Here is a 13,686-nt window from a genome sequence, read left to right as displayed (position 1 = left end):
TATTGGCGATCAAATATAAATATTAATTTTTCACATTTGCATTTTTTTTGCACAAATTGCATTTTTTTTGCAATTGTTTTTCTCAAAGTGTTTTTAAATTCCAAAAGATGTGAGGTTTCTAAAGGTCTTTTGAGAAATTTTTGCAGAAATTGGTTTTTATGAAAAAAATAGTTTTTATCTTAAAATTCGTATTTTTGAAAGATGAAAATCGCACTTATTCAATCAGATCTTTATTGGGAAGACACTTTTAGAAACAGAAATAACTTTGAGTCGAAGATCAATCAAATCGATTCAGATGTTAATTTGATTGTTTTACCTGAAATGTTTTCTACCGGATTTACTATGAATGCTTTACCAATGGCAGAGGCTATGAATGGTGAAACAATTCTATGGATGAAATCTGTTGCAAAACAGAGGAATTGCGCGCTTACAGGAAGTTTGATTATCACAGAGAATAATAAGTATTATAACCGAATGTTATTTGTTTTTCCGTCAGGAGAAATAAAACATTATGATAAACGTCATTTGTTTTCGCTTGCCGGGGAAGATCAAACCTATACGAGTGGAACCGAAAAAGTAATCGTTGATTATTTAGGCTGGAAAATTTGTCTACAGGTTTGTTACGATTTAAGATTCCCGGTTTTTGCCCGTAACGTCGAGAATTACGATTTGCTTTTATACGTTGCCAATTGGCCCAAAGTGCGTACAAATGCCTGGGATATTTTATTGAAAGCACGTGCTGTTGAAAACCTAAGCTATGTTGTTGGTGTCAACAGAATTGGTTTAGATGCCCATAACTATGAACACATTGGACATTCTCAAGTCGTTGATTTTTTAGGAAATTATATCTTGGAACCACAAGAAACAGAAGATGTTTTTGTAGTTGAATTAGATAAAAACACGATGTTGGAAACCCGAAAAAAACTTGATTTTTTAAGCGATAAGGATATTTTTGAAATTAAGATCTAAAAGGCTTTACTCTTTTTTACTGCTTCTTTTTTCTTTTTAGCATCCTCCCTTTTTTCCAGTTCCGGATTGTATGGGATACTCATATCAATACTTTCATCGACATCCCAATTCGTTCGGACATCAACTTCTTTTTGATAATAAAATACTTCTTCGGCATAGGTTTTCTTTAGGAAATTCCCCGAATCATAAATTTTATTTTTATTGTCGTCGTAAGTTACTTTAACTGTAAAAGCATTCGGCTCAACTAAATCAAATGTGAGTTTGGTTTCCCCTTCAGAATATTGACTGGCAAGCACAACATCTCCTTTTTTATTGGTTATTTCAACAATAATAGGAAAGCGTTTAACATTTTTTAGATTCAAAATTAAATTGCCATAATCCGCGTATTCCCTGGTAGTTAATTTATAAGATAAAGTGTCGTTGGTTTTATCATAAAAATCGGTTAATGCGCCAGGCAGAAAGGTAAACTTATATTTTTCTAAAGGCTCTTTCTTGAAATCAACATATAATTTTTGGTCGAATTCATCATATTCAGTAGTAAAATCGACCGCAACCGAATCTTTATTTATCAAGTTTATTTTCGATTTGTCAAATTTTACCAAAGGCGTTGCTGACTCCAGTGTAAATCGGTCCCTAAAATTAAGAACACCTCCTTGAATTGCGGTGATATTTAAAGTGTCTTTTTTCTGATCCTTAATCTTAAATGTAAATCTTTTGTTGTAATTCTCATTACTAATTTCCATAGATAAAGAGTCGGTTTTTATTGGTTTGTACCAAACTTGCAAAGAGTCTTTTTTAGGAAATTTTGTTACAATAGATTCTAAAATTTCATTCTTATTTTTAAGAACTATTTTAGGTTTAGAATTGGTGAAATCCTGTTTGCTGTCATACGGAAGAAATAATCTGTTTCCCGAAGCCTGTATTGGTTTTAAGGCTTTTAAAGGTTGTGATTCCTTAAAAAGTTCTAATTCAAAAAGAGTGTCGTTTGGTATCGTAATGTAATGTTTTATGAAGCCAATTTTATCATCTTTCGGATTAAACTTATTGTTGTTTCCTTTGTCTTTCAATGCAACTAAAAGATATTTTCCGGCTTTTAAATTCTCTAATTTAAAAGTTCGTAAACTGTCCAGAGTATTGGTAATGTATCTTGGGAATTCCTTATAAACAACTGAATCTTTAAATTTGTCGTTCACTTCATAAAGCATTACCGAAACAAAATTATCTACATCTTTTTCATAGGCGTCTTTAATTCTTCCGCCAATAGAAAGCGAATCAATATAAGATCCTGTAGAGAAAACATATTTGAATTGATTGTATGCATTTCCTTCGTTATTGTCTGCAATACTTTGCCCGAAATTCATGCTATAGGTTGTATTGGGTTGCAAAGTATCCAGAATTTTTATGGTAATTTCTTTACTTGCAGTAGTAGGCAAAATGATTGGTTCGTGCTTCATAGGCGGCGAAATAATCAATTGCTTATTGGTGTTTTTAAGTTTTACATATTCATCAAATGTCAGGATAATTTCTTTTGCTTTAAAATCAGTGCTGAAATTTTTAGGAGAACTGTATTTTAAAACAGGAGCCAGAGTATCTTTTAATCCTCCGGTAATGCTTCCTCTTTTAGCACAGCTCATCATTAAAAATACCAGTAAAAATGGAATATATTTAAAGTTGTTTTTCAACATAACAGTTTTTGAATTTGATTGCACAAAATAACGATTATATTTGCTTTAAGCGAAATTTTTTATCTATTTATTAGGATTTCGGACTTTTGTGTTTTTTCGCAATTCTTAAATTCAAAACAGATAATTTGATATAATTTCTTACTTTTGAGATCAAAAATATAATTTTTCTCCATTTTGATTAAAAAGTCTTTTTTGATTTTCTTCGTTTTTTTGGTAACAGCCTGTAGCAATAATGATAAGCCAATTATTGCTTTTTACTATTGGAAAACAGTTTTCAAATTATCTCAAACAGAAAAAGAAGTTTTAAAAGATAATAATGTTAGTAAACTTTACATTAGATATTTTGATATTGGTTTACAGCCAAATACTAAAGAATCAATTCCGTTAAGTCCAATACATTTCCGGGAAAATGTTAGTGAATTTGAAATTGTTCCGGTAGTTTTTATTCAGAATAAAGTCATGCTGAAACCAAATATTGATATTGATGATCTGGCTGAGAAAACGCTTCATTTGATAGAAGAGATTAATGTCAAAAACAAAATAAAATGCAACGAAATTCAAATAGATTGCGACTGGACACTTGCAAGTAAAGAGAATTATTTGAAATTTATTGAGCGATTTAAAAAATTGTCTCATAAAAAGCTATCGGCCACGATTCGATTGCATCAGGTTAAATATTTCAGAAAAACTAAAATTCCAAATGTAGATTCAGGTATTTTAATGTACTATAATATGGGAACTATTGCTCCGGATTCTACCAATTCTGTATACAGTCATAAAATTGCAGAAAGATATCTCGAAAGTTTGAAACAATATCCTTTGCATCTTGATATTGCGTTGCCAATTTATTCCTGGGCAATACATATTCGCAATCAAAAAGTGATTGGTCTGCGTTCTAAGCTGATTGTGGCTGAATTTAAAAAGGATAAAAACTTTGAACAGCTTAATGCTATGTTTTTTAAAGTAAAAAAATCTAATTATAAAAATGGATTTTTTTATGAAGAAAATGATCTGTTGAAAATGGAAACAATTTCTGCTGAAGATTTAAAAACGATGGGAGAGGAGTTGAATGAAAATTTAGCAAAGACCCCAAAGGAAATTATATTTTACGATTTGGATGAATTCAATTTAAAAAATTATGAAAAGAATATTTTTGAACAAGTTGTTTCTTGTTTCTAGTGTTGCCTTATTTGCTGTTTACGGAATAATTTATGCTTGCGGTGGCGGAGATGATTGGGATTTTTTCGGCTATAATTCAAACTTTACTCCTGAAACTTTTACGGACAAATCGTATTCTCCGCTTTTCTTGTCAGGAGATGTTTTTTATGGGATTGGATTTGACACGCAACATAATTCAAGATTTAATGAAGATTTAAAATCGAATTGGAATACTTATTTGAAAACAAAAGTAGATACTGCAACTGTAAGTTATTTTTTAATTGGAGATCTTACACCAAGATATTCTGATGAAAATAAAGGTGGAAAAAATAAAGCTGAAATTACAGATCTTCACGTGTTTTTTAAAACTAAAAAAGCAAATGCAACTTCTCTAAAATGGGGAAAGAAGTTGAATTTAAAAGAGGATAAAATTAAAAGTTTTATTGAGTTTTTGTATTTGGCACAAAAAATTGAGACGGTTTCTATTGGAGAAGATTATTGGAGCTATGATCCTGTGGTGGCTAAGAGTTTCAATGATTTAAAAATGATTCAGTCTATTGAGAATGTGTATAACACAACATCCGATTCATTTCTGAAAAACAGATATTGGTTTCTAACTGTCAAAGCTTATTTTTATAGTAGCAATAAGCCAAAAACGATTGAATTTTTTAATAAAACAGAAAAATCAGTTCCTAAAAATATATTGTATTATCGTGCACTTTCTTATGTAGCGGGAATAAAATATCAGCAGAAAAAATATTCAGAATCCAATTATTTATATGCTCAGGTTTTTGATAAATGTCCAGAAATGAGAGTTGTAACGGCTTATAGTTTTCATCCGCAAAATGAAACAGATTGGAATAAGTCGTTAGCGATGGCAAAAGATAATAAAGAAAAAGCAGCACTTTGGGCGATTCATGGTTACTATAAAGATGAGGTACAAGCCATTGGAAAAATTTATGAATTAGATCCTAAAAGTGAACATTTAAATTATTTGCTTACGCGATTGGTAAACAAACAGGAGCAAGACATAAATAATTCATTTGAAGAAAGCGCGAAGGAAAATGTTCCGGCAAAAAAGCTTTCGGTTGCTGAAAACAAAGAATTAAACAAAAGTAAAATTGATAAAAAAGCTTTTGATTTAGTTTTGAAAATTACTGCTGCATCAAACACTGAAAAGCCATATTTGTGGAATATTGCTTTAGGATATTTGCAAACATTAAAAGCGGATTATAGTAATGCGGATAATAATTTTGATAAAGCAGAGAAAATAATGCCTAAAACAGAGTTGGCAAAATATCAGTTAAGATTGCTTCGTTTTGTAAATAATATGAGCAAGATTGATAAGTTGACAGATAAAAATGAGCAAATAATTTTAGCAGATTTAAATTGGTTGTATCAGGAGCTTCCAAAAACGTATAAGGGACAAGAATTTCGTTATCAAAATGCGGCACAATGGAGTAAAAATTATCTGGCAACACTTTATAGAGTTAAAGGTGATGCTGTAATGGCGCAGTTATTTGGAGATTCTCCGAATAATTATTGGGGAGAAGGAAATTCATTTTATGATAATGACAAAAATCTTTTAGCTATGAAAGCCTTTTTAACTAAGTCGGATAAAACTGAAATAGAAAAAATTGGTGCAGGAATTTATAGTTTAAAACTAAAAGACATCAATAATTTTCAGGCAGTTCAGGCCACTTTCAAAAATAAAATTCCAGAAGCAATTGCTTTTATTAAAGAAACAGATTCAGTTCAATATTATAATTTCTTAGGAAATCCGTTTAACGGAAATATTAAAGATTGTCATGATTGCGAGCATGCAGCCTATCAAAAGAAGAAATATTCTCAAATTGAATTTTTAAGTACAATAAAAGCCATGCAGGATAAATTGGTTCAAAAAGAAGATGTTTATACGAACAGTTTGTTGCTTGGGAATGCATTTTATAATATCACACATTTTGGAAACGGAAGAACTTTTTATGAGATTAGTATTGTAGGTTATGGTTCAAGTCCGTACTCCTTTAGAGATTCAATGAAAAAAATGATTACCAATTGTGATCTGCCTAAAATGTATTATCAAAAAGCTTTTGAAGCAGCAACTACAAAGGAACAAAAAGCAAAGTGTGTTTATTTGTTGTCTAAATGTGAACGTAACGACTATTACAATAATAAATATAATAATGTAACCAACTGGTGGAGTGTTGAGGATGATAAAATTAATTTTATCGCCTGGAACGGATTCAAAGCGTTAAAAAAGGATTACTCAGATACCAAATATTATCAGGATGTTATTGCTGAGTGTGGTTATTTTAAGACGTATATTAATCAATAAGTTCTAATTGTATCTTTGTGTTATATAATTAAAGAGATGGTAAATAAAATTGAACATATCGGAATTGCAGTTAAAAATATGAATGATGCCAATGTGTTATTCGAAAAATTACTTGGAGTTTCATCGTATAAAGAAGAAGAAGTAGAAAGTGAAGGAGTTTTGACTTCTTTCTTTCAAACCGGAACAAATAAAATTGAGCTTTTAATGGCAACCAATCCAGAAAGCCCAATTGCGAAGTTTTTAGAAAAAAAAGGAGAAGGTATTCATCACATCGCTTTTGATGTTGAAGATATTTATTCTGAAATTGAGCGTTTGAAAATGGAAGGTTTTGTATTAATAAATGAAGTTCCGAAGAAAGGAGCTGATAATAAATTGGTGGTTTTTTTACATCCAAAAAACACAAACGGAGTTTTGGTAGAGCTTTGTCAGGAAATAAAATAAAAATTATCATTTACTGATTAAGAAATAATGTATTGAAAATCAATTACGTTTAGAAAATAGGATGTTGTAATTTGAAATTAAATAGAAATCATATCTTAAAATATTTGCAGTGAATAAAAAATAGTAGTAATATTGCATCCTCAAACCGGTCCTATAGCTCAGCTGGTTAGAGCACCTGACTCATAATCAGGTGGTCCCTGGTTCGAGCCCAGGTGGGACCACGTAATAAAAAAGCTTCATAAAAATTTTTATGAAGCTTTTTTTGTGATTAAAGTTGTCATTTTGCAAAAAACTTCTACATTTGCTAATGAATTTCAATAAAAAGCTTTTTTTGTGAGAAATTTCTATAAAAGACCCCAAGTCTAATTTTTAATACTGTGCTTGTTTTTAGCATGTTAAACTTATGAAGATAATAAAGACAGTTTTTTTTACAGTTTTTTTGATGTTTATCAATGTCTGTACCGTTTTTGCAGATCCACCTGGTCCAGATGATCCTACTGATCCACCACTTGAACCACCTGGAGGGGCTATCGATAGTAATATTATGGTTTTAATAATAGCCGCCTTAGTATTAGGGATGTTTGTTATATATAAAAATAAAATAAAAAAAGCTTCCGTATAAACGGAAGCTTTTTTTTATAGAATATTTTTTTGAGTTTATTTGTTAATCGAATAAAGTCGTGAAATGTATTTCCCGACAACATCAAACTCTAAATTTATTTTGGTGCCAACTTTAAAATTTTTGAAATTAGTATTTTCAAAAGTATAAGGTATAATGGATACACTAAATTCATTTGTTTTTGAGTTTACAACGGTCAGGCTAACACCATTTACAGTTATAGAACCTTTTTCTATTGTAATGTTGTTAAGATTTTTGTCGTATTCAAAAGTGTAATTCCAACTTCCGTTTGCTTCTTCAATTTTAATACAGGTTCCGGTTTGATCTACGTGGCCTTGTACAATGTGCCCGTCAAGACGATCACCAAGTTTCATTCCTCTTTCTAGATTTACAATATCGTTTACTTGCCAGTCTCCAATGTTGGTTTTTAAAATAGTTTCATCAATCGCCGTAACAGTATAAAATGAATCTTTTATCGCGACAACGGTTAAGCAGATTCCGTTGTGCGAAACGCTTTGGTCAATTTTTAATTCATTTGTAATAGAAGAGTCGACTGTGATGTGAAGATTGTTTTGGTCTTTTTGTATTTCGTGAATCCTTCCAAGGGTTTCTATAATTCCTGTAAACATTGTTGTTTTATTTTACTAAATTTGCACATCAAAATTAGTAATAAATAATCTGAGCTCATGAATAAAAAAGCAGAAAATATAATTGTTGGAATTTCAGTTGGAGATTTAAACGGTATTGGAAGCGAAGTTATACTTAAAACATTCGAAGATTCTCGCATGTTAGAAATGTGCACACCGGTTATTTTTGCAAATGCCAAAATACTTTCTTTTGTTAAAAAAAGTATGACTTCTACAATTCAGTTTCATGGTGTTGATAAATTAGATCAGGTTTTGCCAGGAAAAGTGAATGTTCTTAATCTTTGGAAAGAAGGAGTTGATATTAATTTGGGAACAAATGACGAGAAAATAGGAGAATATGCAATAAAATCTTTTGTTGCGGCTACTAAAGCCTTGAAAGAAGGTGCTATTGATGTTTTGGTTACAGCTCCTATTAATAAATATAATATTCAGTCAGAAGAATTTAAATTTCCGGGACATACAGATTATTTAGATCAGGAGTTAGAGGGAAATGCGCTGATGATGATGGTTCAGGATAATTTGAGAGTGGGTTTATTGACGGATCATGTTCCTTTAAATGAAGTTTCGTCTCATTTGACAGAAGAGTTAATCACTAGAAAAATCGAAACAGTAAGAAAGTCTTTAATTCAGGATTTTAGTATTGTAAAGCCAAAAATTGCTGTTTTAGGATTAAATCCACATGCTGGTGATGGAGGAGTGATTGGAAAAGAAGATGATTTGGTTTTAAAACCAGCTTTAAAGAAAATTTTTGAGAGCGGAACGATGGTTTTTGGTCCTTTTCCTGCTGATGGTTTTTTTGGAAGTGGCCAATATGAAAAATATGATGCTATTGTAGCAACGTATCACGATCAGGGATTAATTCCGTTTAAGACGTTGTCTTTTGGAAAAGGAGTGAATTATACAGCAGGCTTAAATAGAGTAAGAACATCGCCAGATCATGGTACAGCGTATGATATTGCTGGAAAAGACATGGCAGATTACAATTCATTTAAAGAGGCAGTTTATCTTGCGTTAGATATTTTTCGTTCGCGTAATCAGTATGAGGAGATTAGCCAAAAACCTCTTAAAATAAAAGAAAAACAGTTATAAACAAAAAAAGGTGAATAAGATTATTAGTTTTATAATAATTTTATATCTTTGCACCCCAATTCAGGTATCTGAGTTTTAGATACGAATTGGTCAAATTGATGTTGAGATGAGCAAAACAAAAGAATTTTTAATTCCTTTCATAGGATTAAAGCTGGGAAAACACCATTTTGAGTATCAAATAAGTAACGCGTTCTTTGAGAACTTTGATTACGACGAATTTCAAAGTTCGGATATCAAAGTGAGTTTAGTTTTAGATAAGAAAAGCAACATGTTAGAGTTGGAATTCAAACACAAAGGGACTGTAAATGTGCCTTGTGATCTAACAGGCGAAGATTTTGATCTTCCTATAAAAGGGAAAATGAAATTAATCGTTCGTTTTGGAGATGAATTCAATAATGATAATGAAGAGTTGTTGATCTTGCCACACGGAGAGCATGAAATAGATGTTGCACAATACATTTATGAAATGATTGCCCTTTCGGTACCGCTAAAACGAGTTCATCCCGGAGTTAAAGACGGAAGTTTACAAACTGAAGCTTTAAAAAAACTGAATGAACTGACTGTAAAAGAAGAGAAAGAAGAGAGTAAAAAAGAAGAAGATATTGACCCGCGTTGGGACAAATTAAAGCAACTATTAACGGATAAATAATATAGTAAAATGGCACATCCTAAGAGAAAAATCTCGAAAACAAGAAGAGATAAGAGAAGAACACATTATAAAGCTACTGTAGCTCAAATCGCTACATGTCCTATTACTGGAGAAGCACATTTATACCACAGAGCTTACTGGCATGAAGGTAAAATGTATTACAGAGGGCAAGTTGTTATCGATAAATCTGTAGCGGTTGCTTAATACGTTTTTGTAAATTATACTAGAACTCTCACATAGTGAGAGTTTTTTTTGTTGGTTATAATTTTCTTTTTTTAAGAAATTATCTACAAATTAATTTCGTTTTTTTTTGTAATTTTCAAGTCTTTTAAAAATTTTTCAAATATCCTGTATTTGAAAAGAAATAATAAAATATAATGAATACAATCACAGCCGCAATTACCGCTGTTGGAGCCTACGTTCCTGACTTTGTACTTTCAAACAAAGTTTTGGAAACTATGGTCGATACTAATGACGAATGGATCACTACTCGTACCGGAATTAAAGAAAGAAGAATTCTTAAAGATGCTGATAAAGGAACATCGTTTCTTGCCATAAAAGCAGCACAAGATTTAATAGCAAAAGCTAATATCGATCCGCTAGAGATTGATATGGTTATAATGGCAACAGCTACTGCAGATATGCCGGTAGCCTCTACAGGAGTTTATGTTGCAACAGAAATTGGCGCTACTAACGCATTTGCATACGACTTGCAGGCAGCGTGTTCAAGTTTCTTATATGGAATGTCTACTGCTGCAGCTTATATACAGTCAGGACGTTACAAAAAAGTTTTATTAATTGGTGCCGATAAAATGTCATCAATTGTAGATTACACAGACAGATCTACTTGTATTATTTTTGGAGATGGAGCAGGTGCTGTTTTATTCGAACCAAATTATGAAGGCTTAGGCTTACAAGATGAGTACTTACGAAGCGATGGTGTAGGACGTGATTTTCTTAAAATTTCTGCAGGAGGTTCTCTAATCCCAACTACAGCAGAAACCGTTCAAAACAGACAACACAATATTATTCAGGACGGAAAAACCGTTTTTAAATATGCTGTAACCAACATGGCTGACGCTAGCGAATTGATCGTTAAAAGAAACAATTTGACTAATGAAGATGTTGATTGGTTGGTACCACATCAGGCAAATAAGCGTATTATTGATGCTACTGCAAGCAGAATGAACCTTGAAGATTCAAAAGTATTAATGAATATTGAAAAATATGGTAATACAACTTCAGCAACTTTGCCATTAGTATTAAGCGATTTTGAACACAAATTCAAAAAAGGAGATAATATTATTTTAGCCGCTTTTGGTGGTGGATTCACTTGGGGATCTATTTACCTGAAATGGGCTTACGATACAAAATAAATTAAAACTAAAAACGAATCATTATGGATTTAAAAGAAATTCAAAACCTAATCAAATTTGTAGCAAATTCGGGAGTTGCAGAAGTAAAGTTGGAAATGGATGATGTAAAAATCACGATCAGAACAACTTTAGAAGGAAACGTAACTGAAACTACTTATGTACAACAATTACCAACTCAGCAAGCATTGCCGCAAGCTGTTGCTCCTCAAGCTGCTCCAGCTGTTGTTAATGTAACTAGTGAAGCGTCTGTTCCGGCTGAAGATTCTAAATTCATTACTATTAAATCTCCAATTATTGGAACTTTCTACAGAAAACCGTCTCCAGACAAACCAGTTTTCACTGAAGTTGGAAGTGTTATCTCAAAAGGAGATGTTCTTTGTGTAATTGAAGCAATGAAATTATTCAACGAAATCGAATCAGAAGTTTCAGGTAAAATTGTAAAAATTCTTGTTGACGATATGTCTCCTGTAGAATTTGATCAACCTTTATTCTTAGTAGATCCATCATAAAAAATTTAGATTTTAGATTTTAGATTTTAGATCGATTTGCAATTTGTTAATCATCTAAAATTATCTAATGATCAAATTGTCTAATTATCTAATTAAAATAAGATGTTTAAAAAAATATTAATTGCGAATAGAGGAGAAATTGCACTTCGTGTAATTCGTACATGTAAGGAAATGGGAATTAAGACTGTAGCGGTTTACTCTACAGCTGATGCAGAAAGTTTACATGTGAAGTTTGCTGACGAAGCGGTTTGTATCGGACCTCCTCCGAGTAACTTATCGTATTTGAAAATGTCAAATATTATTGCTGCTGCAGAAATTACAAATGCAGACGCAATTCATCCAGGATATGGATTTCTTTCAGAGAATGCTAAATTCTCTAAAATTTGTCAGGAACACGGAATCAAATTTATTGGTGCTGCTCCTGAAATGATTGATAAAATGGGAGACAAAGCTTCTGCAAAAGCAACAATGAAAGCTGCAGGAGTTCCATGTGTACCAGGTTCTGAAGGATTATTAGAATCTTTCGAACAAACACAAAAGTTGGCTAAAGAATTTGGTTACCCAGTTATGCTTAAAGCTACTGCCGGTGGTGGTGGAAAAGGAATGCGTGCTGTATGGAAAGAAGATGAGTTATTGAAAGCATGGGAAAGTGCACGTCAGGAAGCTGCTGCTGCATTTGGAAATGACGGAATGTACATGGAGAAACTTATCGAAGAACCACGTCATATCGAAATTCAGGTTGTTGGAGATTCTTACGGAAAAGCATGTCACCTTTCTGAAAGAGATTGTTCGGTACAACGTCGTCACCAAAAACTAACTGAAGAAACTCCTTCACCTTTCATGACAGACGAATTGCGTGCTGCAATGGGAGAAGCTGCTGTAAAAGCTGCTGAATTCATTAAATACGAAGGAGCCGGAACTGTAGAATTTCTTGTGGACAAACACAGAAACTTCTATTTCATGGAAATGAATACTCGTATTCAGGTAGAGCACCCAATTACAGAACAAGTTATTGATTATGATTTGATTCGTGAGCAAATTATGGTTGCTGCAGGAATTCCAATTTCTGGAAAAAACTATTTACCACAATTACACGCTATCGAATGTCGTATTAATGCTGAAGATCCTTATAATGATTTTCGTCCTTCACCAGGAAAAATTACTACGCTTCATATGCCAGGAGGACACGGAGTTCGTTTAGATACTCACGTTTACTCAGGTTACAGTATTCCACCAAATTACGATTCAATGATTGCTAAGTTAATTACAACGGCACAATCTCGTGAAGAAGCAATCAGCAAAATGCGAAGAGCTTTAGATGAATTCGTAATCGAAGGTGTGAAAACTACAATACCTTTCCACAGACAATTAATGGATGATCCAAGATATATTGCAGGAGATTATACAACTGCATTTATGGATACTTTTAAAATGAATCCAATCGAATAATTATAAAGGCTGTCAATTTTGGCAGTCTTTTTTATTTCCATCATATTACAAACCCGACAGATTTTCAAATTTGTCGGGTTTTGTTATTTAAAATAGCGAAGTAAACACTAAAAGTGTATACTTTTTACACACTCATTTTGAAAATTACACACTTTTTTAAATTCCAATATTTTGGCACAATTTAGTTAAGGCCTTTAAAAATAAGGGTTTATGTGATTTGGCACGATAGGTTTGGCTTACGGCACAATAATTTCATTATCTAAAGCGTAGACAACTATTAAACTAAATATACATTATGAAAAATTTATTCTTATCCGCCGCTATTGTTTTGGGAAGTTTATCTTCATTCGCTTCAACTTCTCCAATAACAAATTCTATTATAAATACAATTTCAATTCAGGACGAATACACAGAAATTAAATTAGAAGAAGTACCGGCTCCAATTATTGAAGCTTTAAAAAAATCATTTCCGGATGCAGTACTTTCTAAAGCATATAAAAATGCAAAATCAGAATACAAATTAGATGTTACCGTTGGAGAAAAAGTAGGTTCTCTTTATGCAAATGCAGACGGAACATGGATTAAAAAATAATTTAATAAAAATTCCTTATGCTTATTCAAATTAGCAATATTAAAATAAAATTAAGGATACTAAAATACAACTATCATGAAAAATTTATTCTTATCAGCCGCAATCGTTTTGGGAGGTTTAACATCATTTGCTTCAACTTCTCCAATTTCAAATACAATCGTAAAAACA

14 protein-coding genes and 1 tRNA gene are annotated in these 13,686 nt (G+C 32.0%); 13 read left to right on the top strand and 2 right to left on the bottom strand.

All coding sequences use genetic code 11. From position 1 onward, the window contains the following. Window positions 1-201 precede the first annotated feature (201 nt). A complete protein-coding gene (locus tag AC1RRN_RS15435) occupies window positions 202-969 on the top strand; it encodes a nitrilase family protein (RefSeq protein WP_492968147.1) in 768 nt (255 codons plus the stop codon). Here the strand turns inward: AC1RRN_RS15435 and AC1RRN_RS15430 are convergent. Further along, window positions 966-2,654 (bottom strand): Ig-like domain-containing domain, encoded by a 1,689-nt coding sequence (locus AC1RRN_RS15430; protein ID WP_492968146.1) that lies wholly within the window; start codon window positions 2,652-2,654, stop codon window positions 966-968. The two genes, AC1RRN_RS15435 and AC1RRN_RS15430, sit on opposite strands and share 4 nt — an antisense overlap. A 192-nt stretch (window positions 2,655-2,846) precedes the next feature. On the opposite strand from AC1RRN_RS15430, the gene AC1RRN_RS15425 reads away from it, so the two are divergent. From AC1RRN_RS15425 to AC1RRN_RS15405, 5 genes are all read left to right on the top strand, one after another. Beyond that, window positions 2,847-3,833, top strand: a complete 987-nt coding sequence (locus AC1RRN_RS15425) for a hypothetical protein (RefSeq protein WP_492968145.1) — start codon at window positions 2,847-2,849, stop codon at window positions 3,831-3,833. After that, window positions 3,793-6,147, top strand: a complete 2,355-nt coding sequence (locus AC1RRN_RS15420; protein ID WP_492968144.1) for a hypothetical protein — start codon at window positions 3,793-3,795, stop codon at window positions 6,145-6,147. The genes AC1RRN_RS15425 and AC1RRN_RS15420 overlap by 41 nt, the downstream gene beginning before the upstream one ends. A 36-nt stretch (window positions 6,148-6,183) precedes the next feature. After that, window positions 6,184-6,588, top strand: a complete 405-nt coding sequence (gene mce / locus AC1RRN_RS15415) for a methylmalonyl-CoA epimerase (protein ID WP_492968143.1) — start codon at window positions 6,184-6,186, stop codon at window positions 6,586-6,588. Window positions 6,589-6,735: 147 nt separating this feature from the next. Continuing rightward, window positions 6,736-6,809, top strand: a tRNA-Ile gene (locus tag AC1RRN_RS15410). Window positions 6,810-6,991: 182 nt separating this feature from the next. Further along, window positions 6,992-7,210: a hypothetical protein gene (locus AC1RRN_RS15405; RefSeq protein ID WP_492968142.1), complete on the top strand. Its 219-nt coding sequence runs from the start codon at window positions 6,992-6,994 to the stop codon at window positions 7,208-7,210. 35 nt (window positions 7,211-7,245) lie between these two features. On the opposite strand, the gene AC1RRN_RS15400 is transcribed toward AC1RRN_RS15405, so the two are convergent. After that, window positions 7,246-7,836 carry a riboflavin synthase gene (locus AC1RRN_RS15400; protein ID WP_492968141.1) on the bottom strand — a complete coding sequence of 197 codons (591 nt, stop codon included), beginning with the start codon at window positions 7,834-7,836 and terminating at the stop codon, window positions 7,246-7,248. 57 nt (window positions 7,837-7,893) lie between these two features. Here AC1RRN_RS15400 and pdxA point away from each other — a divergent pair, with 57 nt between their 5' ends. From pdxA to AC1RRN_RS15365, 7 genes are all read left to right on the top strand, one after another. Continuing rightward, window positions 7,894-8,943, top strand: coding sequence for a 4-hydroxythreonine-4-phosphate dehydrogenase PdxA (pdxA, locus tag AC1RRN_RS15395; protein ID WP_492968140.1), 1,050 nt, complete (start codon window positions 7,894-7,896; stop codon window positions 8,941-8,943). A gap of 106 nt (window positions 8,944-9,049) precedes the next feature. Next, entirely contained in the window at window positions 9,050-9,592 is a 543-nt protein-coding gene (locus AC1RRN_RS15390) for a YceD family protein (RefSeq protein WP_492968138.1), read from the top strand. Between the two features lie 9 nt (window positions 9,593-9,601). After that, window positions 9,602-9,796, top strand: coding sequence for a 50S ribosomal protein L32 (rpmF, locus tag AC1RRN_RS15385; RefSeq protein ID WP_007137315.1), 195 nt, complete (start codon window positions 9,602-9,604; stop codon window positions 9,794-9,796). A gap of 173 nt (window positions 9,797-9,969) precedes the next feature. Then, the gene (locus AC1RRN_RS15380) at window positions 9,970-10,968 is read left to right on the top strand and encodes a beta-ketoacyl-ACP synthase III (protein ID WP_194657471.1); all 999 of its coding nucleotides are present in this window, start codon (window positions 9,970-9,972) and stop codon (window positions 10,966-10,968) included. 23 nt (window positions 10,969-10,991) lie between these two features. Beyond that, window positions 10,992-11,477: an acetyl-CoA carboxylase biotin carboxyl carrier protein gene (gene accB / locus AC1RRN_RS15375; RefSeq protein ID WP_492968137.1), complete on the top strand. Its 486-nt coding sequence runs from the start codon at window positions 10,992-10,994 to the stop codon at window positions 11,475-11,477. Between the two features lie 102 nt (window positions 11,478-11,579). Continuing rightward, the gene (accC, locus tag AC1RRN_RS15370) at window positions 11,580-12,926 is read left to right on the top strand and encodes an acetyl-CoA carboxylase biotin carboxylase subunit (RefSeq protein ID WP_492968136.1); all 1,347 of its coding nucleotides are present in this window, start codon (window positions 11,580-11,582) and stop codon (window positions 12,924-12,926) included. 295 nt (window positions 12,927-13,221) lie between these two features. After that, window positions 13,222-13,518 carry a hypothetical protein gene (locus AC1RRN_RS15365; RefSeq protein WP_492968135.1) on the top strand — a complete coding sequence of 99 codons (297 nt, stop codon included), beginning with the start codon at window positions 13,222-13,224 and terminating at the stop codon, window positions 13,516-13,518. The last annotated feature ends 168 nt before the right edge of the window (window positions 13,519-13,686 follow it).

It is taken from the genome of Flavobacterium sp. GW821-FHT11G01, from assembly GCF_058808175.1.
This window is presented reverse-complemented; position numbering and strand designations above follow the sequence as displayed.

What these genes read in the sequence shown, in the direction of transcription:
- AC1RRN_RS15435 (WP_492968147.1), top strand. Translation starts at nt 202, where the DNA reads ATGAAAATCGCACTTATTCAATCAGATCTTTATTGGGAAGACACTTTT.
- AC1RRN_RS15430 (WP_492968146.1), bottom strand. Translation starts at nt 2,654, where the DNA reads ATGTTGAAAAACAACTTTAAATATATTCCATTTTTACTGGTATTTTTA.
- AC1RRN_RS15420 (WP_492968144.1), top strand. Translation starts at nt 3,793, where the DNA reads ATGAAAAGAATATTTTTGAACAAGTTGTTTCTTGTTTCTAGTGTTGCC.
- mce (WP_492968143.1), top strand. Translation starts at nt 6,184, where the DNA reads ATGGTAAATAAAATTGAACATATCGGAATTGCAGTTAAAAATATGAAT.
- AC1RRN_RS15405 (WP_492968142.1), top strand. Translation starts at nt 6,992, where the DNA reads ATGAAGATAATAAAGACAGTTTTTTTTACAGTTTTTTTGATGTTTATC.
- AC1RRN_RS15400 (WP_492968141.1), bottom strand. Translation starts at nt 7,836, where the DNA reads ATGTTTACAGGAATTATAGAAACCCTTGGAAGGATTCACGAAATACAA.
- pdxA (WP_492968140.1), top strand. Translation starts at nt 7,894, where the DNA reads ATGAATAAAAAAGCAGAAAATATAATTGTTGGAATTTCAGTTGGAGAT.
- AC1RRN_RS15390 (WP_492968138.1), top strand. Translation starts at nt 9,050, where the DNA reads ATGAGCAAAACAAAAGAATTTTTAATTCCTTTCATAGGATTAAAGCTG.
- rpmF (WP_007137315.1), top strand. Translation starts at nt 9,602, where the DNA reads ATGGCACATCCTAAGAGAAAAATCTCGAAAACAAGAAGAGATAAGAGA.
- AC1RRN_RS15380 (WP_194657471.1), top strand. Translation starts at nt 9,970, where the DNA reads ATGAATACAATCACAGCCGCAATTACCGCTGTTGGAGCCTACGTTCCT.
- accB (WP_492968137.1), top strand. Translation starts at nt 10,992, where the DNA reads ATGGATTTAAAAGAAATTCAAAACCTAATCAAATTTGTAGCAAATTCG.
- accC (WP_492968136.1), top strand. Translation starts at nt 11,580, where the DNA reads ATGTTTAAAAAAATATTAATTGCGAATAGAGGAGAAATTGCACTTCGT.
- AC1RRN_RS15365 (WP_492968135.1), top strand. Translation starts at nt 13,222, where the DNA reads ATGAAAAATTTATTCTTATCCGCCGCTATTGTTTTGGGAAGTTTATCT.